An 18,304-nucleotide genomic window follows, 5' to 3' on the forward strand; every position below is an offset into this window, starting at 1 on the left:
TCAGCGCTCCTTCACCTTGTTGAGGTACTTCACATAGATGTTGGTGATCGCCAGCACCATGATCAGCACGATGTAGGCCATCGCGCAGGAGCGCCCGGTCTGCCATTCCTGGAATGCCATCTTGTAAAGCCGGATCGAGATCAGTTCGGCCGTCGGCTGGCTGGTCAGGATGTAGGCAAGGTCGAAGGTCTTGAATGCTTCCATGGTGCGGAAGATGACCGCGATCATCAGGATCGGCGCCACCAGCGGCAGCGTGATGCGGAAGAAGGTGTAGAACGGCCCGGCGCGGTCGATCGCGGCGGCTTCGTAGAGATGCTTCGGCACCGCCGAGAGACCGGCCAGTGACAAGAGCATGACGAAGGGCGACCACATCCAGATGTCGGTCAGCGCCACCGCATAAAGCGCCATGTTCGGATCCGACAGCCATTCGAAGGTGCCGAGGCCGAGCGCGTAGTTGATGATGCCGAAAGACGGATCGTAGAGCAGTTTCCAAAACAGGCCGACCACCGCCATCGACAGCATCATCGGCAAAAGCAGCAGCGTCGTCAGCAAGCCCTTCAACGGAATGTCGCGGTTGAGCAGCATGGCGACGCCGAAACCGACCAGCAGCTGCCCGGCGACCGAGATGATGACGTATTTGGCAGTGATGGCGAAGTTTGACCAGACATAGGGGTCGTTGAGCAGGTCGCGATAGTTCTGCAGCCCGACGAAATTCGCCGGCGCATTGGTCGAGGCGCGGAAATCGGTAAAGGAATAGCCCAGCGAATAGATCAGCGGGAAGATGTTGAAGACGATCAGGAACAGGATCGTCGGGATGATGAAGAGATTGCGGATCGAAATGTCGCTGAGGCCGCGGGCAGCGGCCCGCGAGGACCTGTCCAGCGTCGTGATCATCGTGGTCGCCAAAACCCTGCTCCAGATTCTTCAAAGACAAACGGAGGAGGCATGATGGCCTCCCCCGTCAGGCATGACTGTTATTGGCCGCGGCCGTATTTCTTGAAGGTCGCGTTCCAGTCGCCGGCCAGCGCGTCCAGCGTCTCCTTGGCGGTGCCAGGTCCACCGATCACGTAGGGATAGATGCGCTGGTTGAGCTGCTGCAGCAGTTCGGCATATTCCGGCACCGCCCAGAAATCCTTCACCTTGAACATGGTCTCGTAGAAGGCCTTGTTGTAGGGCGTGGCGTTCTGGAACTCGGGCGACTTCAGCACCGCCGCGCTGCAGGTATAGCCGCCAAGCGCTGCCCACTTCTTCTGGGTCTCGTCCTTGATGAACCATTCGAGGAACTTCACCGCCTCTTCCTGCTTCTGCGAGTAGGAAACGATGGAGATGCCCTGACCGCCAAGTGCCGCGAACTGGTCGCCGTTCGGCCCCGGAGGGTTGGCGAAGAAGCCGGTGTTCTTGGCATTCGGGTTCGACGCCTCGTTGATCAGCGAGGGGAAGAACGCGAAGTAGTTCATGCTCATCGCGGCCAGGTTCTCGGTGATCGCCTGGTTGTCCTCGACGAAGAACGCCTTCGCCCAGCCCGGAGGCGTGAACGTGTAGAGCTCCCGGTAGGCGTCGAGCGCGGCGATCGCCTTGTCGGAATTGATGAAGCCGTCGACCTTGTAGGTCGTATAGTCGCCCAACTCGCCGCCATAGGAGAACAGCGCGTTCTCGAAGCCCATCGCCATCGCGTCATAGGAATTGTCGGTGTAGATGGCGATGCCGTACTTCTTCTGGTCCGGTCGGTGGAAGAATTCGGCAATGTCGCGCAGCGCCTTGAAATCCTTCGGCACGTCGAGGTCGTAGCCGTATTTGGCCTTGAAGGCTTCCTTCTCCTTCGGGTCCTCGAACCAGTCCTTGCGATAGGACCAGCCGACGGCGTCGCCTTCGAGCGGAATGGCCCAGTACTTGCTGCTGCCGCCCGGATATTCGGCATAGTATTTCACCGTTGCCGGTGCCATCACCTCGCCCAGCTTGTGCTTGTTGAAGAAGTCGGTCAGGTCGACATAATGGCCACCGGTCGATCCGGCGCCGAGCCATTGCGAGTCGCCGACGACCATATCATAGGCGTCGCCATGGGCGTTGAACTCGGTGAAGGCCTTGGTCTGGAAGTCGGGCCACGGTGTGGTTTCCACCGTGATCTTGACGCCGGTTTCCTTCTCGTACTCGTTGCCGAGTTCCTGCAGATAGTTGGCCGGATCCCATTCAGCCCAGAATATGGTGAGTTCCTTATCCTGCGCGTAGACGGACGTTCCGCAGGCGAGCACTAAGCCGATACCAGCAAGCAGGCTGGTCATTGTCTTGCGCATAATGATTTCCTCCCTTGTGCGCATTCTACCGTGTCATACGAGCCGGCAGCGAGGCCGGCCCTGGTAGTTCTTCCCGTGGTGGCACATTTCCGGTTCTGGGCCTCCTCGCCCGGCCGGAAAATGGATCGCAGCCCTCACTTTCGATCCGCTTTATCGGTCCTGATCTGGTATTACCACTTTCAAATGCACGTCAAGCTCTTTCTTCTTCGATCAGCGACTGTCAGGCAACCCATCCGCGGCGGTATCTGCCTGTTTTACCTTAATTTTCCTACTCCTTGATACATATGGGTCTTGTTTTGGTTGTGTCAGCACAATTACTATGTGTAGCTGGCTTCCGTATCTGGTCGAACCAGATTCGCGTTTATTTTGCGACCGCCGGTCGCGCGGCCCCATCTCCATCGCCCACTGATTCCGCCACCGCCGCCCGCACCAGGGCGCCAGCCGCCCATTGCGCGACCGACATCATCTTGCGGCTGTCCAGGCCCCATATGTCCTTCAGCACGATCAGCATCTCGACGCCGAAGATCAGCGATAGCGCCTGCGCCAGGCGCCTGAATTCGCGCGGCGGCAGTTGGCCCTTGAGCGGAGCGATCGCGTCCTTCAAAAGCTCGACGCGATGGCCGCGGGTGAATTGCGGCTCGCCGCCCAGCGTGCCCGCCTGCCGCTGCGCCCACTGCTCGAGCGACAGCTTCAATGCTGCCTTGAACGTTGCCTCGAACGCCTCGATGCGCGGCATCGCTGCACCGAACAATTCGGCGACCCGGCGCTCGGGATCGGCGGAAGTCGAATGCCAGGTGAGGATCGGGCCGAGCCCTTGATCGACCACCGCCTGCACCAATGCCGCCTGGCTCGGAAAATAGCGATAGGCGGTCGCACGGGACACTTCGGCTGCTTCCGCCACCTCGCTCACCGAGGGCGTGGCGCCAGCCTGCATCAGCCGCGTCGCCGTCTCCAGCATCAGCCGCCTTGTGCGGGCGCGAGCCCCGCGCTCGGTCGCCTGATTTACTCTCTGCTCGGCATCATCGTTCATTGCGGCTTGTTGACGTGAGACATCCATGTCAATACGATACGCGCGTCTCAAAAAATTGCAATGGCCTTGGCGCTGCCGAGCGGCCTGCAGAGAGTGGCAGGCGACGACGCCGGGCACGCCAAGGACCGGGGAAACGCGATGAAGCGCATCTACGTGGTGGGCACCGCCGACACCAAGGGCGAAGAACTAGCCTTCCTGGCCGACGCGATCGCCGCCACGGGTGCTGCCGTCACCCGTGTCGATGTCGGAACGCGCGCCGCCACCGTGCCGGTTGATATTCCCGCCGAGGAGGTCGCCGGCCACCATCACGAGGGCCGCAACGCCGTGCTGGGAAGTGACGACCGTGGCATGTCGGTGGCGGCGATGGCCGCCGCCTTCGCCCGGTTCGCGCAGTCGCGCACCGACATTGCAGGCATGATCGGCATCGGCGGCGGTGGCGGCACCTCGATCGTCACCTCAGGCATGCGCACGTTGCCGCTCGGCCTGCCCAAGATCATGGTCTCGACGCTCGCCTCCGGCGATACTGCGCCTTATGTCGACGTCTCCGACATCGTCATGATGCCGTCCGTCACCGACATGGCCGGTCTCAACCGGCTGTCACGTGTCGTGCTGCACAATGCCGCCCAGGCCATTGCCGGCATGGCAGCGAAGCCCGCGCCATCGGCCGACGGCAAGCCATCGCTTGGCCTCACCATGTTCGGCGTCACCACGCCTTGCGTGACAGCCATCGCCGATCAGTTGCGCGCCACTTATGACTGCATGGTCTTCCACGCCACCGGTACCGGCGGCCGCACCATGGAGAAGCTCGCCGACTCTGGCCTGCTCGCCGGCGTCATCGACATCACCACGACCGAGGTCTGCGATCTCCTGTTCGGCGGCGTGCTGCCGGCGACCGAAGACCGCTTCGGCGCCATTGCCCGCTCGAAGCTGCCCTATGTCGGCTCGGCCGGCGCGCTCGACATGGTGAATTTCTGGGCGCCGCCGACCATTCCCGAGCGCTATCGCGGACGGTTGTTCTACGAGCACAATTCCAATGTGACGCTGATGCGCACGACAGCCGACGAATGCCGCCAGATCGGCGAATGGATCGGCGGAAGATTGAGCCGCTGCCAGGGTCCGGTCCATTTCCTGATCCCCGAAAAGGGCGTCTCGGCGCTCGACATCGAAGGCGGCGCCTTCTTCGATCCAGCAGCCGACGCCGCGCTGTTCGAAGCCATCGAACGCACGATCAAGCCGACCCCGACGCGACGCGTGACCCGCCTGCCCCTGCACATCAACGATCCAGAATTCGCCAGGGCCGCAACCGCTGCCTTTCTCGACATTGCCAGCAAGTGAGACCTGACAAGCATGGCCGCCATTCCGCGCAAGAAAATCCTGGAAAAATTCCGCAAGATGATCGCCGACGGCGTGCCGATCGTCGGCGGCGGCGCCGGCACCGGCCTGTCGGCAAAGGCCGAGGAGGCCGGCGGCATCGACCTCATCATCATCTACAATTCCGGCCGTTACCGCATGGCCGGGCGCGGCTCGGCCGCCGGCCTGCTCGCCTACGGCAATGCCAACGAGATCGTCAAGGAGATGGCCTATGAGGTGCTGCCGGTGGTGAAGAAGACGCCGGTGCTGGCCGGCGTCAACGGCACCGATCCTTTCATCATCATGCCGCTGTTCCTGGCCGAGCTGAAGACGATGGGCTTTTCCGGCGTTCAGAACTTTCCCACCATCGGCCTGTTCGACGGCCAGATGCGGCAAAGCTTCGAGGAGACCGGCATGGGCTTCGGGCTCGAGGTCGACATGATCGCCGAGGCGCACCAGCTCGACCTCTTGACCACGCCCTATGTCTTCAACCCGGACGAGGTGCGCGCCATGACCAAGGCCGGCGCCGACATCGTCGTCGCCCATATGGGCGTGACGACGGGCGGTTCGATCGGTGCCACCTCGGCCAAGTCACTCGACGATTGCGTGAAGGAGATCGACGCCATCGCCGCTGCCGCGCGATCGGTGCGCAAGGACGTCATCCTGCTTTGCCATGGCGGGCCGATTTCGATGCCGGACGACGCCCGTTACATTCTGGAACGCTGTGAGGGCTTGCACGGCTTTTACGGCGCCAGCTCGATGGAGCGGCTGCCAGCGGAAGCCGCGATCGCCAAACAGACCGCGGATTTCAAGGCCGTCGCGTTTGGTGGCTCGAAAACTATCGCGAAGAAAAAGAAGAGATGAAACGATGGCCGACAAGAGCAAGGTGTTCGTATACCCGAAGGACGTCAGCGCCTTCGGCTTCGACTGGGGCAGGCTGGCATTGACGGTCGCTCCGGAAGTGAACGGTGCGGAGCGCTTTTCCGGCGGCGTCGTCGACCTGCCGTCCGGCAAGGGCCACACCCGCCACAATCATCCGGGCGCGGAAGAAATCATCTTCGTCATCTCGGGCCATGGCGAGCAGATGGTCGAGGACGAGCAGGGCAATCCGGTCGTCGCGAAAGTCGGCCCCGGCTGCACCATCTACGTGCCGGAAAGCCGCTTCCACTCGACGTTGAACACCGGCGACGGTCCGATGCAGCTTTTTGTCGTCTATTCGCCGGCCGGACCGGAACTGGCGCTGCGGGAGTTGCCCGATTTCAGGCTGCTGCCGGCGGAAGGGAAGTAGGGGCGTTAGAGCGTTTCATTTCTTGAGAGAATCGTAGGATTCCCAAAGCAGCTGGTTTGTGATTCAAGATGCTGGCTGGACGGAGGCCAGCGTCTGATGACACGAGCCCTTTCGAACGATCTTCGTGAGCGTGTTGTTGAAGCCGTCGGCACCGGCGAGAGCTGCCGTGTGGTGGCGTCGCGTTTTGGCGTCGCAGTGTCCTCGGTGGTGAAGTGGTCGCAGCGTTACCGTGCCACCGGCTCGGTTGCGCCGGGCAAGATGGGTGGACACCGCAAGCGTATTCTGGAGCCGCATCGGGCCTTCATCGTGGAGCGGATCAACCAGACCTCTGATCTGACGCTGCATCGGCTGAAGGATGAGTTGGCCGCGCGCGGGGTGATGGTCTCGCACAACGCGGTCTGGGTGTTCTTGAGGCGCGAGGGCCTGAGCTTCAAAAAAAACGCTGTTCGCTCTTGAGCAGGCCCGAGCCGACATAGCTCGTCGCCGCCAGCGCTGGAGGTCGTGGCAGGGTCGCCTCGATCCGGCGCGTCTGGTCTTCATCGACGAGACGTGGATCAAGACCAACATGGCCCCACTTCGCGGCTGGGGGCCAAGGGGACAGCGCCTGCGCGGCTTTGCCCCGCATGGCCATTGGCGAACCCTGACCTTCCTGGGCGCATTGCGCTGCGACGAACTCACCGCGCCATGCGTCTTCGACGGCCCGATCAACGGTGAATGCTTCCGCGCTTATGTCCGTCAGCAACTGCTCCCGACCCTGCGGCCAGGCGACATCGTGATCATGGACAATCTGGGCAGCCATAAATCTGCAGCCATCCGTCACGCCATCAAGGCCGCCGGCGCAAGGCTCTGGTTCCTGCCGCCCTATTCACCCGATCTCAACCCGATCGAGCAGACCTTCGCCAAGATCAAACATTGGATGCGCCACGCCCAGAAGCGAACTATCGAAGACACCTGGCGCCATCTCGGCACCCTCGTCGGAACAATCAAGCCAGACGAATGCGCAAACTACTTCAACAACGCTGGATACGCTTCCGTCAAAACATGAAGGAGTCTAGAGAGAACCCGACGGTCGCCCAGCCGGGTCCCCGCTGCCCCGCAACGTCCCGGCGTTCGCTGGCCTTTCATCGTGCCACTGGCGCGATGAATTCGCTCCGCGAACCGACCGCTCACCCACCCCTGTTCCACCCCCTGCCCCGGTCGCCGAACATGACGTAACCGTTGTCAGTCACCGCCAGCGTATCCTCCAGCTTGATGAAGCCACGTGTCGGATGAAGCATGGTCGTCTCGACCGACAGCACCATGTTCTTCTCCAGCGGCTTTGCGGCATAGGTGCCTTCATAGGTGACCGGATGATTGGTCATCAGGAACGGCGCCTCATGCGTGATCAGCCCCATGCCATGGGCGAAGAAATCGGTGTAGGGCGCAACCTTCGATTTCTTCAGCACGCCCTCTGCGAAAGAAATCATGTCACCGCCGAGCGTGCCCGCTCTGACCTTGGAGAAGGCGGCCTGCTGCACCGTCTCGACCTCGGCCAGCAGGTCCTCGAGCTCCGCGTCCGGCTCGCCCAGAATGCCCATGCGACAGAGGTCGCCGATATAGCCGTGATAATTGCCGCCGGAATCGATCGACAGCACCTCGCCCTGCTTCCACGCCTGCGGTGAGGCGGCGCGGTTGTGGCTGGAGCCCAGCGTCAGCAGGCAATATTCGAAATGCGCGCCGCGGTTGGTCTCCTCGCGCCTCAGTTGCTCGATGATCTCGGTCTTGGTTGTGCCCTCGCGCGCCCAGCCAATCGTCGCCAGCATGGAATCGGTAATCAACTCGGAGGCGATGCGCAGCTTCTCCAGCTCCGCTTCCGTCTTGATGGCGCGCATGCGCTCCAGCATGTCCGTCGCGTCGACCAGTTTTGCATCCGGCAGCGTTTTACGGATGAGCGTATAGGCATCCGACGGCAAGAAAGCCGGCTCGATGCCGATGCGTGCTCCTGCCTTGCCGATTTTGCGCACATGCTCGACAGCGAGGTTGGCGGCGTCGAGCGTGCCCCAGCAGGCGGCGTGCAGGGTCGGCGTCCAGAACGGGTTGTTCTGATGCTCGGCGCCTTCCATGCGGTTGCCTATATAGGCGGCATGGTCCGGCCCGCCCTTCTCGTAGACGACGACAGGCAGGTATCGACTGTGGCCGATCGCATCCATGGCGGCGAAGAAGATGAACTTGTAGCCGCCAAGCAGGTACTGCGTGTTGTGCTTGGAGGTAGCGAGCAGCACATCGATGCCGGCTTCCTCCATCAGCCCGTCGAGCCTCGCCTGGTCGAACGGAATGGTGCCGATGGCGCTCTTGCCCGGGGCGATGTTCATTGTTCTCTCCCTGAATGTGCCGGCCGGTCGAGCCGACTTGCCGGCTGAGCTGGTCGCTGATCGTCTGGCTGTCGGCCAAATCTGCACTATTTTCGCCGCACTGGTCCAGCCAGAAATGGCGCTGAGGTCGCAACAGACTTTACAATGCCGAGTTCTCGCGCATCACTTGCCAAATCTGGTATTGCCAGATCAGCACCTTGACCCGCTTGGCCAACAACTGGTCCAGCGGACGAAAATTTCAAAGCCACGGCAGCATGCGCCAATTCCGTCTCTGGCGAAACCCTTCGCAAGGGCCATAATCGCCGCCGCAAGGATGCTCGCGGACCCGCTGGCGTCGAGGGGATTGGCGCACCCGGCCGGGTGCGGAGAGGACGGAGGTCGATCATGTCAGGTTTCACCATTTCCAGGCGCACGGTGCTTGCCGGTTCGGCGGCCCTGCTCGCCTCCACCGCCATGCCGGTGATCGGCTGGGCGCAGACGCCGAAAAAGGGCGGACGGCTGGTCGTCGCCGCCGATTCCGAGCCGCGCAACCTCAACCCGGCAATCGTCGCCTCAAACGGCGTCTTTTTCATTTCCAGCAAGGTCGTCGAAACGCTGGCCGAAGCCTCCTTCGACGGTAAGGATGGGCTGCAGCCGCGCTTGGCGCTCTCGTGGGAAGGCGCTGCCGATGGGCTATCGGTGACCTTCAAGCTGCGCGACGGCGTCAAATGGCATGACGGCAAGCCCTTCACGTCGGCCGACGTCGCCTTCTCGGCACTGCAGATCTGGAAGCCGCTGCAGAATCTCGGCCGCACCGTGTTCAAGGATCTCGCCGCCGTCGACACGCCGGACGATCTCACCGCCGTGTTCAAATTCGCCAATCCGACGCCGTTCCAGCTGATCCGCAACGCCCTGCCGGCGCTGAGCAGCGTCGTGCCGAAGCACATCTACGAGACTGGCAAGATCGAGGAGAACCCGGCCAACAATGCGCCGGTCGGCACCGGCCCGTTCAAGTTCGCCGAATACAAGGCCGGCCAGTACTACCGACTGGTGAGGAACACCGACTACTGGGGCAAGGACGAGCCCTGGCTCGACGAGATCGTCTACCAGGTGCTGCCGGACCGCACCTCGGCGGCGGCGGCACTCGAAGCCGAGGAGATCCAGCTCGCCGCTTTCTCGGCCGTGCCGCTGGCCGATCTCGACCGCATCTCCAAGGTGCCGGGCCTGAAGGTCATCACCAAGGGCTATGAGGGGCTCACCTACCAGCTCGTCGTCGAGATCAACCACCGCCGCAAGGAACTGGCCGATCTGAAAGTGCGCCAGGCGATCGCGCATGCCATCGACAAGGACTTCGTCGTCAAGACGGTGTTCCTCGGCTATGCCGCCACCGCCACCGGTCCGGTGCCGAAGAACGATCCGCAATTCTACACCGCCGACGTGCCGACCTATCCCTTCGACGTCGCCAAGGCCAACGCTCTGCTCGACGAGGCCGGCTACAAGAAGGGGCCCGACGGCAAGCGCTTCTCGCTGAAACTTTTGCCGGCGCCCTATTTCAACGAGACCAAGCAGTTCGGCGACTATCTGCGCCAGGCGCTGGCCGCCATCGGCATCGACGCCGAGCTGGTCAACAACGACTCGCCCGCGCACATCAAGGCGGTCTACACCGACCATGCCTTCGACCTCGCCGTCGGCCCGCCGGTGTTCCGCGGCGATCCGGCGATCTCGACCACCATCCTGGTGCAGAGCGGCATCCCAGACGGCGTGCCCTTCTCCAACCAGGGCGGCTACAAGAACGAGGAACTCGACGCGTTCATCGCCAAGGCGTCGGAGACGCTCGACACCTCAGCCCGCACCGAGCTCTACAAGGAGTTTCAGCAGAAGGTGGCGGCCGACTTGCCGCTGATCAACGTCGCCGAATGGAGTTTCATCAGCGTCGCGCGGGATACGGTCGGGAATATAGCCAACAACCCGCGCTGGGCGGTCTCGAACTGGGCGGACACCTATTTGGAATCGTGACACACTCGCGCGGATGAAAATTCGCGGCAAAACCCGCGCCCTCGCCCTCCTGCGCCGCCGTCTCGTCGGCAGCACCTTCGTGCTGCTGATCGTCGTCATCGGCACCTTCCTTTTGCTGGAAGCAGCACCCGGCGATGCGGTCGACGCCTACATCGTCTCGACCGGCGGCGACGCCGGCATGATCGAACTGCTGCGTCACCGCTGGGGCCTCGACCAGTCGGAATTGACGCGGCTTGCCACCTATCTCTGGGCACTGCTGCATCTCGACCTCGGCCAGTCCGTCACCTTCTCGCGACCGATCCGCGACATCATCCTCGAACGCCTGCCGACAACGCTTATCCTGATGGGCAGCGCCACCGCGCTCTCCTTCGGCCTCGGATCGGCGCTCGGCATCTATGCCGGCGCCAGACCTGGCAGCTTTCGCGACCGCTTCCTCTCCATCGGCTCGCTGGCGCTCTATGCCGTGCCCGGCTTCTGGCTCGGGCTGGTGCTGATCGTCATCTTCGCCGTCGACCTGCGCTGGCTGCCGATTGGCGGCATTGAGAGCCTGGCGTCGGACAAGACCGGCCTTGCCCGCGCAGCCGACATCGCCGTCCATCTCGTCCTGCCGGTGTCCGCTCTCGGCTTCATCTATCTCGCGCTCTATCTGCGCATGATGCGGGCCGGCATGGCCGAGGCATGGCGGCAGGATTTTGTCCTTGCCGCCCGCTCCAGGGGCCTGTCGCGCCGCCGCATCGTGCTGGCCCATGTCGCCCGCAACGCGCTGCTGCCTTTAGTCACCATGCTCGGCCTGCAATCGGCGCAGATGCTGGGCGGCAGCGTCGTCATCGAAAGCGTCTTTGCCGTGCCCGGCCTCGGCCGCCTGGCTCACGAAGCGGTGGCCGCGCGGGATACCCCATTGCTGCTCGGGATTATTCTCAGCAGCGCAGTTCTCGTCATCGTCATCAACCTTCTCGTCGACGTCGCCTACGCCTTCCTCGATCCACGCGTCGGCGCGAGCGAGGCTGGCGCGTGAGCGTGTTCCGGCGTTTCCTGCGCACGCCGGAGGCGATCGCCGGCGCGATCATCCTGGCGGCGCTGTTTGCCATGGCGCTCTCCGCTTCGCTGTTCTTTCCCGGCGATCCGCAGGCCATCGCCGGCCCGGCGCTGCTGCCGCCTTTCCAGGACTGGGGGTTGCCGCTCGGCACCGACCGGCTCGGCCGCGACGTGCTGGCCGAACTGTTCCACGGCGCCCGCACCTCGCTGGCGGTCGGGCTGGCGGCGGCAGCCGCGGCGCTTGTCATAGGCGCGATCGTCGGCACGCTGGCCGGCTTCGCCGGCGGCCTCGTCGACGAAGCGCTGATGCGCATCACCGACGCTTTCCAGACCGTGCCGGGCTTCCTGCTGGCGCTGGCTTTCGTCAGCGTCGTCGGCCCCTCGCTCGGCGTCGTCGTCGTGGCCATTGCGCTCGGCGCATGGACCGGACCGGCGCGTGTCGCGCGCGCCGAAGTCCTCTCTATCCGTGAGCGGGATTTCGTCGCCGGCGCCCGCGTCGTCGGCATGCACCCGCTGGAGATCGCCTTTCGTGAAGTGCTGCCCAACGCTCTGCCGCCGGTGCTGGCGCTGTCGTCGGTGATCGTCGCTGCCGCCATCCTCACTGAAGCTGCGCTTTCGTTCCTCGGCCTCGGCGATCCCAACCGCGTCACCTGGGGCGGCATGATCGCAGAGGGCCGCACTGTTTTGCGCACCGCGCCGTTCCTGTCGATCATTCCGGGCGTGGCGCTCGTGCTGACGGTGCTCGGCGTCTATCTTGCCGGCGAAGGCGTGGTCGAGACGACGGCGGTAAGGAGGAGCCTGTCGTGACGGCGCTGCTCTCGATCCGTGATCTCTCGGTGCGCTATCGCCGCGACGGCGCGGAGGTGGTGGCGCTGAAGAATGTCAGCCTCGACATCGCCGCCGGCGAGCGCCTGGCCGTCATCGGCGAGAGCGGTTCGGGCAAGAGCACGCTGGCGCTTGCCATCGCAGGACTGTTGCCGGGTTCCGCCGGAATCGGCGGTCGTATCGACTGGTCCTTGCGACGGCCGCCAACCTTGGGTGCCAAGGCACGCCGACCCAGGTCCGAAACCGTCTTTTCCGAACCCAAATTCGTCCCCCTCGGTGGTCTCGACATCGGCTTCGTCTTCCAGGACCCCTCGGCCAGTCTCGATCCCGTCATGACCGTCGGCAAGCAGATCGCCGAAGTCGCCCACACCCATCTCGGCCTCGACTGGCCGCAGGCGCGCGCGAGGGCAAAAACCCTGCTCGAACGCGTCCGCCTGCCCGACCCCAACGCCGCCATGCACGCCTATCCGCACCAGCTCTCCGGCGGCCAGAAGCAGCGTGTGGCGATCGCCGCCGCCATCGTCGCCGAGCCAAAACTGCTGATCGCCGACGAGGCGACCAGCGCCCTGGACACCATCGTGCAGGCCGAGATCGTATCGCTCATCCGGCGGCTGGTGACCGAGGACGGCATGACGCTGCTGTTCGTCAGCCACGACATTGCGCTGGCCGCCGAGCTTGCCGATCGCATCGCCGTGTTCCGTTATGGCGAACTGGTCGAACTCGGGGCCACGGCGCAGATCGTCAGCACCCCACACCAGGCCTATACGAGAGCGCTGCTCGACGCCCATATCGGCCTCGATGCCGAACCGCTGCTGCGGCAGGCCGGAATGCTGCGATGAGCAGTCCGCTGTTGACCGTCTCCGGCCTTGCCAAACGATACCATCGCGGCGGCAAAACCATCGCCGCCGTCGATGACGTCTCCTTCGCGATCGAACCCGGAGCGACGCTGGCGCTGGCCGGACCTTCCGGCAGCGGCAAATCGACGATCGCCCGGCTGGTGTTACGGCTGATCGAACCCGACGTCGGCAACATCCAGTTCGAGGGCGGGGATTTCCTCGCCCTGAATGGCGCCGCCTTGCGCGCCCGGCGTGCCCGCCTGCAGATGGTGTTCCAGGATCCGCTCGCCGCCTTCAACCCGCGCGCCACAGTGGCGCGCGTGCTCGACGAACCCTTGCGCATCCATGGCATCGCATCCCGCGCCGAGCGCCCGCACCGCATCGCCGCCCTGCTGGAGCGCGTCGGCTTGGATGCCGATCTCGCGCCGCGCGCGATCCACGAAATCTCCGGTGGCCAGCGCCAGCGCGTCGCCATTGCCCGCGCCATCGCCACCAAACCATCGCTGATCGTGCTCGACGAAGCGGTGTCGGCGCTCGACGTTTCCGTGCGCGGCGACATCCTCAAATTGCTGCTCGACCTGCAGCGCGAGGAACGGATCGCCTATCTGTTCATTTCACACGATCTCGGCGTCGTCAGAGCCATTGCCCATCGCATCGTCATCCTCGACGCCGGGCGGATTGCCGAGAGCGGCGATGCCCGCGCCGTCATCAATGCTCCGCAATCGGCGATCGGCCAGGCGCTGGTGGCGGCGACGCCGACGTTACACAGGACCGCTGCACCATGACCGACCCCGCAGCCAGAGCCGAGAACCTGTCGCGCGAGCTCGACTCCGCTTTCCGCAACCGGGCCGACCTCTATCGCCTCTTCCTCGACGAATTGACGGCAGAACTAGGCGCCGAAAGAGCTGAAGCAGTCATGATCCGCACCATCGAACAGCGCGGCCGGGAAGTCGCCGCGTCAGCCTTCGCCGATTTCAGCCCCAACGACGCACCAGCGATCGGCGAGGCGTTTCTGGCCGTCAGCCCGGATGGCGGCCGCATGTATCCGACAGATGTCGAACGCAGTGAACATCGCATTGCCTTCAAGGTGAGGCGATGCCCGCTGAAGGACGCCTGGGTCGAGGCCGGCGTCGGCGAGGAAAAACTCGCCACGCTCTGCCGCATCGCCGGCGCCTTCGACCGCGGCCTGTTCGAGGCGACCGGCGTGCGTTTCGATAATGTCACCTGGACGCCGGGCCACGGGTCCGGCTGCTGCCACATCGCGCTGACGAACAGGGATGCCGGTTAGGGCCAGCACAGTGTCTGCAGCGCTGGCCCGCACGAAGGCTCAGTGCTTGATCCGATCCCGCATCGCGTACCACAGCATGCCCAGCACATAGAGCGGCCCGCGCAGCGCTGTGCCGCCGGGGAACGGTAGCGGGGTCAGCGTCGAAAACAGGTCGAGGCGGGAGGAATCGCTGGTGATCGCCTCGGCGAGCAGCTTGCCCGACAGCGTCGACAGGATGACGCCCTTGCCGGAATAGCCATGCGCGAAATAGACCTCGCCATAGTGCCCGACATGCGGCAGCCGCGACGTCGTCACCGAGACCAGCCCGCCCCAGGCGTGATCGATGCGGCAACCGGTGAGCTGCGGAAAGGTCTTTTCCATATGCGGCCGCACGAAGCCGGCAATGTCGGCCGGCGGTGACGGCGTGTAGCGCTCGCCGCCGCCGAACAGCAGCCGTCCATCCGCCGACATCCGGTAATAATTGACGACGAAGCGGGTGTCGGACACCGCGACATTGGCCGGGATGACATTGCGCTTGCCCTCCAGCGGCTCGGTGGCGACGATGTAGTTACCGACCGGCATGATGCGGCTGTTGACGCGTGGCTCCAGCCCATGCAGCAGCGCATCCCCGGCCAGCACGACATGCTTCGCACGGACCGAGCCCTTGGCCGTCGAGACCCGGATGGAAGGTTCCCGTTCCAGCCGCACGGCCACCGAATTCTCGTGGATGATGACGCCGGCCGCGACCGCGGCTCGGGCAAGACCGAGCGTGTAGTTCAGCGGATGCATGTGGCCGCCAAGCGGCTCGTACATCGCCCCATGATAGGGCGTGTCGACCTTGCCGCGTGCCTCCGGCGCCGACAAGATCTCCACGTCACGAAACTTCATCACGCTGGCCAGGCACTCAGCCTCTTCTTCGAGGTCCTTGAGATCGGAACCGTTCACCGCCCCGACCAGATGGCCGGTCAGCCTGAGGTCGCAGTCGATGGCGTGGCGCTCGATGAAGTCCAGCACCAGTCCACGCGCTTCGAAGGCGAGGTCGAACAGCGCTTTCGCCCGTTCCGGTCCGAAAGCCTTGACCAGCCCCTTGGCGCCCTTGCGCAAACCGGGGATCATCTGGCCGCCATTGCGCCCCGATGCGCCCCAGCCGATCTTGCCGCCTTCGAGCAATACGACTTTCAGCCCACGCTCTGCCGCGTGAAGCGCCGCCGACAGGCCGGTGCAGCCACCGCCGACCACCACCAGGTCGGCGTCTACATCGCCTTGCAGCGCCGGATGATCCGGCGCCGGGTTGGCGGTGGCGACATAATAGGATTTGCCGATATCCAGGCCGGAATTGAACCCCATCATTACACCTTGAGCAGCAGGTGGTCGCGTTCCCAGCTCGTTACGACGCTCTGGAACAGATCGAGCTCGACGCTCTTGACGCGCAGATAGGACTGGAAGAAGTCCTCGCCGAGCAGCCCCCGCACTGGGTCGCATGCGGTGAACCGGCCGAGCGCTTCCTCCATGGTTTTCGGCAGCGTGCTCTTGATCTTGTAGGCATTGCCCGACGCCTCGGCCGAACGCGCGATCTTTTCCTCGACGCCGAGATAGCCGGCGAGCAGTGAGCCGGCGATCGCCAGGTAGGGATTGGCGTCGGCGCCGGGCAGCCGGTTTTCTATGCGCCGCGCCGCTCGCCCTCCGGCTGGCACGCGCAAACCACAAGAACGATTGTCGTGCGACCACTCGATGTTGGCCGGCGCGCTGTGGTTCGGACGGATGCGCCGGTACGAATTCACGTTCGGCGCAAACAGCGGCATGATCTCGGGGACATATTTCTGCAGGCCACCGATGAAATGGCCGAACATTTCGGTATCGGCATCATCGGCGCTGGCAAACAGTGTATTGCCGGCCTCGTCGATGACCGACATGTGCAGATGCATCGAACTGCCGGCCTGCGCTGCGATCGGCTTGGCCATGAAGGTGGCGTGCATGCCGCACTGCTGCGCGGCTTGCCGCGTCATCCTTTTGAACAGCAGCACCTTGTCGGCCAGGGGCAGCGCATCGCCGTGCAGGAAATTGATCTCGAGCTGCGCTGTGCCGGATTCATGGATCAGCGTGTCGAGCGGTAATCCGGCCGCCGCGGCGTAATCATAGATGCGCCGGATAACCGGTTCGAACTCCTCCAGCGCCGCCATGTCGTATGGGTGCTGCACGGTTTCAGTGCGACCATTGCTGCCGACCGGTGCGGTCAGCGGCCGGTCAGGATCGGGATTGGGCGCCGTGAGGTAAAATTCGAGCTCCGGCGCCACCACTGCCCGCCAGCCGCGTCGGCGATAGAGATCGAGCACCGCGCGCAGCACATGACGCGGCGAGGCCATCCACGGACGGTCGTCCATGTGGAAGGCATCGGCAAACACATAGGCCTTCCCCGCACCGGCACCGGGCGCCAGGCAGAGCGTGGAAACATCCGGCACCATCCGCATGTCCGGGTCCGAATAAGCAAAACCCTCGTCGATCGAGCCGGAATAGCGGCCATCGATGCTGACCAGGAAGGCGCTGCTCGGCAGATAGAGCGCACGGTCCTCCAGCGCCTTGAGGAACTTGGCTGCCGGCAAGGCCTTGCCGCGCAGCACGCCGTTCAAGTCGGGCACCAGGCACTCGACTTCGCTGATCGCATGCGCGGCCAGCCAGCTTTTTGGATCGTTGGTGCCGCTCAAGGGCGACGTGATGGTTGAGTGATTGTCAGGCATTTCGGTTCATGTCCGTATCAGAGAGAGTATGGCTTCCGCGGCCGCATCCGTTCCGGGTTTCAGCGCCATTTGCGCTGCATTTTCCTTCAGGCGGGCGCGCATTGCATCGTCGGCCAGCAGGCCGAGAATGGCTCTCTCCAATACTCCTTCAGTCCAGCCGTCACGGCCTATATGATCGCCGACACCGGTCTCGCCGGCGCGTTGCGCATTGTCGTGCCCGTCCCAGCAATAGGGCATGATCAGCGACGGCACGCCGAAGCGCAGCGCCTCGCAAAAGCTGTTGTTGCCGCCATGGTGGATGAACAGGTCCGACTTCGCCACCACCGATGGCTGCGGGAACCAGGCATCGAGATAGACATTGTCGGGCACCGCGCGATAGGCGTCGCGCAGGCCGCCGACATTGACGATGAAGCGCGCCGGCAACCTGTCGAACACGGCAAGCATGCGCTGGATCAGCCCGACATCCATGGCGCCCAGGCTGCCAAAGCTGACATAGACCAGCGGTCCGCCATTGCGCGGGAAGACCGGCACCTCGAACGGCCCTTCCGAGCGCACACAGCCTTCGAGATAGATGAAGCGCTCGGGGTCGAGCGGCGTGGCGCGCTCGCGGCGCACGATGGTCGGCGTCAGCAGCAAATTGAGATCGGGCGACGCCTCCAGGAACGGCCCTTTCGGCAGTGGCGCCAGGCCCGCATCGGCGCGCAGCCGGTTGAACCGCTCATGCGCCGCCGCCACTGCCGAGAGGTAGCGCGCCTCGAATGCCTCGCGGCCTGGATCGTCAGCGGCAAGGCCGGAGAGATAGGGCGGCACCTCCGCGTCGGGCAACTCGGTCTCGGCGCAGGAAACGACGCGCACCCAGGGGCAGCCGGCGCCGGCCAGAGCTGGAAACATGATGACATTGTCGAGCACAACGGCGTCCGGCTTCAGCCGCCCCAGCAATTGGCGCAGCGGCGCTTCGGCATTGACCGCGGTGTCGACGATCGCCTGCCAAGTCGGGGCGACATAGGTTTCGAGCTGGTCGATCGGGCTCAGCCGGAAATGCGGCAGATGCCGGCGTACGAAAGCCTGCCAGTAGCTCTGCCGCTCGCTGTCGCTCAGCGGATCGTCGGTCGGCAGCTGGTATTCCTGAAAACCGTAGTCGGCAAAGACACCGGAAAAACCGGCATGGCAGATGAACACCGGCCGCGCGCCGCGAGCGCGCAACGCCTGCGCGATGCCGACGCAATTCAGCGCGGCGCCGAAGCTTGCTTCGGGAAACAGCGCGATGGTCGGGCTGGCTTTGCGCGTCAAAATGATCCTCG

The 18,304-nt window shown here is 64.0% G+C and carries 17 protein-coding genes; 10 read left to right on the top strand and 7 right to left on the bottom strand.

The window, feature by feature from the left end; genetic code table 11:
* The 3 genes from ACSQ3Z_RS23310 to ACSQ3Z_RS23320 form a co-directional block, all read right to left on the bottom strand.
* On the bottom strand, nt 1–906 hold the full coding sequence (locus tag ACSQ3Z_RS23310) for a carbohydrate ABC transporter permease (RefSeq protein ID WP_436173606.1): 906 nt from the start codon (nt 904–906) through the stop codon (nt 1–3).
* A gap of 68 nt (nt 907–974) precedes the next feature.
* The gene (locus ACSQ3Z_RS23315; RefSeq protein ID WP_436173607.1) at nt 975–2,291 is read right to left on the bottom strand and encodes an ABC transporter substrate-binding protein; all 1,317 of its coding nucleotides are present in this window, start codon (nt 2,289–2,291) and stop codon (nt 975–977) included.
* Between the two features lie 361 nt (nt 2,292–2,652).
* A complete protein-coding gene (locus tag ACSQ3Z_RS23320) occupies nt 2,653–3,348 on the bottom strand; it encodes a TetR/AcrR family transcriptional regulator (protein ID WP_436173608.1) in 696 nt (231 codons plus the stop codon).
* Nucleotides 3,349–3,459: 111 nt separating this feature from the next.
* Between ACSQ3Z_RS23320 and ACSQ3Z_RS23325 the strand changes: the two genes are divergently transcribed.
* From ACSQ3Z_RS23325 to ACSQ3Z_RS23340, 4 genes are all read left to right on the top strand, one after another.
* A complete protein-coding gene (locus tag ACSQ3Z_RS23325; RefSeq protein WP_436173968.1) occupies nt 3,460–4,656 on the top strand; it encodes a Tm-1-like ATP-binding domain-containing protein in 1,197 nt (398 codons plus the stop codon).
* A 12-nt stretch (nt 4,657–4,668) separates the two neighbouring features.
* The gene (locus ACSQ3Z_RS23330; RefSeq protein ID WP_436173609.1) at nt 4,669–5,535 is read left to right on the top strand and encodes a phosphoenolpyruvate hydrolase family protein; all 867 of its coding nucleotides are present in this window, start codon (nt 4,669–4,671) and stop codon (nt 5,533–5,535) included.
* A 4-nt stretch (nt 5,536–5,539) separates the two neighbouring features.
* Nucleotides 5,540–5,959, top strand: a complete 420-nt coding sequence (locus ACSQ3Z_RS23335; protein ID WP_436173610.1) for a cupin domain-containing protein — start codon at nt 5,540–5,542, stop codon at nt 5,957–5,959.
* A gap of 96 nt (nt 5,960–6,055) precedes the next feature.
* A protein-coding gene (locus tag ACSQ3Z_RS23340) for an IS630 family transposase (RefSeq protein WP_436173611.1) occupies nt 6,056–7,004 on the top strand; the annotation gives its coding sequence in 2 pieces (ribosomal slippage) (nt 6,056–6,391 and nt 6,393–7,004; 948 coding nt in all).
* Between the two features lie 121 nt (nt 7,005–7,125).
* Here ACSQ3Z_RS23340 and ACSQ3Z_RS23345 read toward each other — a convergent pair.
* Entirely contained in the window at nt 7,126–8,310 is a 1,185-nt protein-coding gene (locus tag ACSQ3Z_RS23345; RefSeq protein ID WP_436173612.1) for a M24 family metallopeptidase, read from the bottom strand.
* A 384-nt stretch (nt 8,311–8,694) separates the two neighbouring features.
* Between ACSQ3Z_RS23345 and ACSQ3Z_RS23350 the strand changes: the two genes are divergently transcribed.
* Genes ACSQ3Z_RS23350 through ACSQ3Z_RS23375 form a run of 6 tightly spaced genes read left to right on the top strand, consistent with a single transcriptional unit; the run spans nt 8,695 to nt 14,289 of the window.
* Nucleotides 8,695–10,305: an ABC transporter substrate-binding protein gene (locus tag ACSQ3Z_RS23350; protein ID WP_436173613.1), complete on the top strand. Its 1,611-nt coding sequence runs from the start codon at nt 8,695–8,697 to the stop codon at nt 10,303–10,305.
* A gap of 13 nt (nt 10,306–10,318) precedes the next feature.
* Entirely contained in the window at nt 10,319–11,320 is a 1,002-nt protein-coding gene (locus tag ACSQ3Z_RS23355; RefSeq protein WP_436173614.1) for an ABC transporter permease, read from the top strand.
* Nucleotides 11,317–12,147, top strand: coding sequence for an ABC transporter permease (locus ACSQ3Z_RS23360; RefSeq protein WP_436173615.1), 831 nt, complete (start codon nt 11,317–11,319; stop codon nt 12,145–12,147). Before ACSQ3Z_RS23355 ends, ACSQ3Z_RS23360 begins: the two co-directional genes overlap by 4 nt.
* Nucleotides 12,144–13,004 carry an ABC transporter ATP-binding protein gene (locus ACSQ3Z_RS23365; RefSeq protein ID WP_436173616.1) on the top strand — a complete coding sequence of 287 codons (861 nt, stop codon included), beginning with the start codon at nt 12,144–12,146 and terminating at the stop codon, nt 13,002–13,004. Before ACSQ3Z_RS23360 ends, ACSQ3Z_RS23365 begins: the two co-directional genes overlap by 4 nt.
* Entirely contained in the window at nt 13,001–13,786 is a 786-nt protein-coding gene (locus ACSQ3Z_RS23370) for an ABC transporter ATP-binding protein (RefSeq protein ID WP_436173617.1), read from the top strand. The genes ACSQ3Z_RS23365 and ACSQ3Z_RS23370 overlap by 4 nt, the downstream gene beginning before the upstream one ends.
* Nucleotides 13,783–14,289 (top strand): L-2-amino-thiazoline-4-carboxylic acid hydrolase, encoded by a 507-nt coding sequence (locus tag ACSQ3Z_RS23375; protein WP_436173618.1) that lies wholly within the window; start codon nt 13,783–13,785, stop codon nt 14,287–14,289. Before ACSQ3Z_RS23370 ends, ACSQ3Z_RS23375 begins: the two co-directional genes overlap by 4 nt.
* A gap of 39 nt (nt 14,290–14,328) precedes the next feature.
* Here ACSQ3Z_RS23375 and ACSQ3Z_RS23380 read toward each other — a convergent pair whose 3' ends face one another.
* From ACSQ3Z_RS23380 to ACSQ3Z_RS23390, 3 genes are read right to left on the bottom strand one after another with little or no spacing between them, the layout of a single operon-like run.
* Nucleotides 14,329–15,618, bottom strand: a complete 1,290-nt coding sequence (locus tag ACSQ3Z_RS23380) for an NAD(P)/FAD-dependent oxidoreductase (RefSeq protein WP_436173619.1) — start codon at nt 15,616–15,618, stop codon at nt 14,329–14,331.
* Complete coding sequence (locus ACSQ3Z_RS23385; protein ID WP_436173620.1) at nt 15,618–17,003, bottom strand: glutamine synthetase family protein; 1,386 nt, start codon at nt 17,001–17,003, stop codon at nt 15,618–15,620. The genes ACSQ3Z_RS23380 and ACSQ3Z_RS23385 overlap by 1 nt, the downstream gene beginning before the upstream one ends.
* A gap of 6 nt (nt 17,004–17,009) precedes the next feature.
* Entirely contained in the window at nt 17,010–18,293 is a 1,284-nt protein-coding gene (locus tag ACSQ3Z_RS23390) for a glycosyltransferase (RefSeq protein WP_436173621.1), read from the bottom strand.
* Nucleotides 18,294–18,304 lie beyond the last annotated feature (11 nt).

The sequence above is a fragment of the Mesorhizobium sp. LjNodule214 genome (assembly GCF_964252735.1).
In the GTDB taxonomy this organism is placed as follows: domain Bacteria; phylum Pseudomonadota; class Alphaproteobacteria; order Rhizobiales; family Rhizobiaceae; genus Mesorhizobium.

Coding starts and splice junctions, on each gene's coding strand:
- ACSQ3Z_RS23315 (WP_436173607.1), bottom strand. CDS start 2,291: ATGCGCAAGACAATGACCAGCCTGCTTGCTGGTATCGGCTTAGTGCTC.
- ACSQ3Z_RS23320 (WP_436173608.1), bottom strand. CDS start 3,348: ATGGATGTCTCACGTCAACAAGCCGCAATGAACGATGATGCCGAGCAG.
- ACSQ3Z_RS23325 (WP_436173968.1), top strand. CDS start 3,460: ATGAAGCGCATCTACGTGGTGGGCACCGCCGACACCAAGGGCGAAGAA.
- ACSQ3Z_RS23330 (WP_436173609.1), top strand. CDS start 4,669: ATGGCCGCCATTCCGCGCAAGAAAATCCTGGAAAAATTCCGCAAGATG.
- ACSQ3Z_RS23335 (WP_436173610.1), top strand. CDS start 5,540: ATGGCCGACAAGAGCAAGGTGTTCGTATACCCGAAGGACGTCAGCGCC.
- ACSQ3Z_RS23345 (WP_436173612.1), bottom strand. CDS start 8,310: ATGAACATCGCCCCGGGCAAGAGCGCCATCGGCACCATTCCGTTCGAC.
- ACSQ3Z_RS23350 (WP_436173613.1), top strand. CDS start 8,695: ATGTCAGGTTTCACCATTTCCAGGCGCACGGTGCTTGCCGGTTCGGCG.
- ACSQ3Z_RS23355 (WP_436173614.1), top strand. CDS start 10,319: ATGAAAATTCGCGGCAAAACCCGCGCCCTCGCCCTCCTGCGCCGCCGT.
- ACSQ3Z_RS23370 (WP_436173617.1), top strand. CDS start 13,001: ATGAGCAGTCCGCTGTTGACCGTCTCCGGCCTTGCCAAACGATACCAT.
- ACSQ3Z_RS23375 (WP_436173618.1), top strand. CDS start 13,783: ATGACCGACCCCGCAGCCAGAGCCGAGAACCTGTCGCGCGAGCTCGAC.
- ACSQ3Z_RS23380 (WP_436173619.1), bottom strand. CDS start 15,618: ATGATGGGGTTCAATTCCGGCCTGGATATCGGCAAATCCTATTATGTC.
- ACSQ3Z_RS23385 (WP_436173620.1), bottom strand. CDS start 17,003: ATGCCTGACAATCACTCAACCATCACGTCGCCCTTGAGCGGCACCAAC.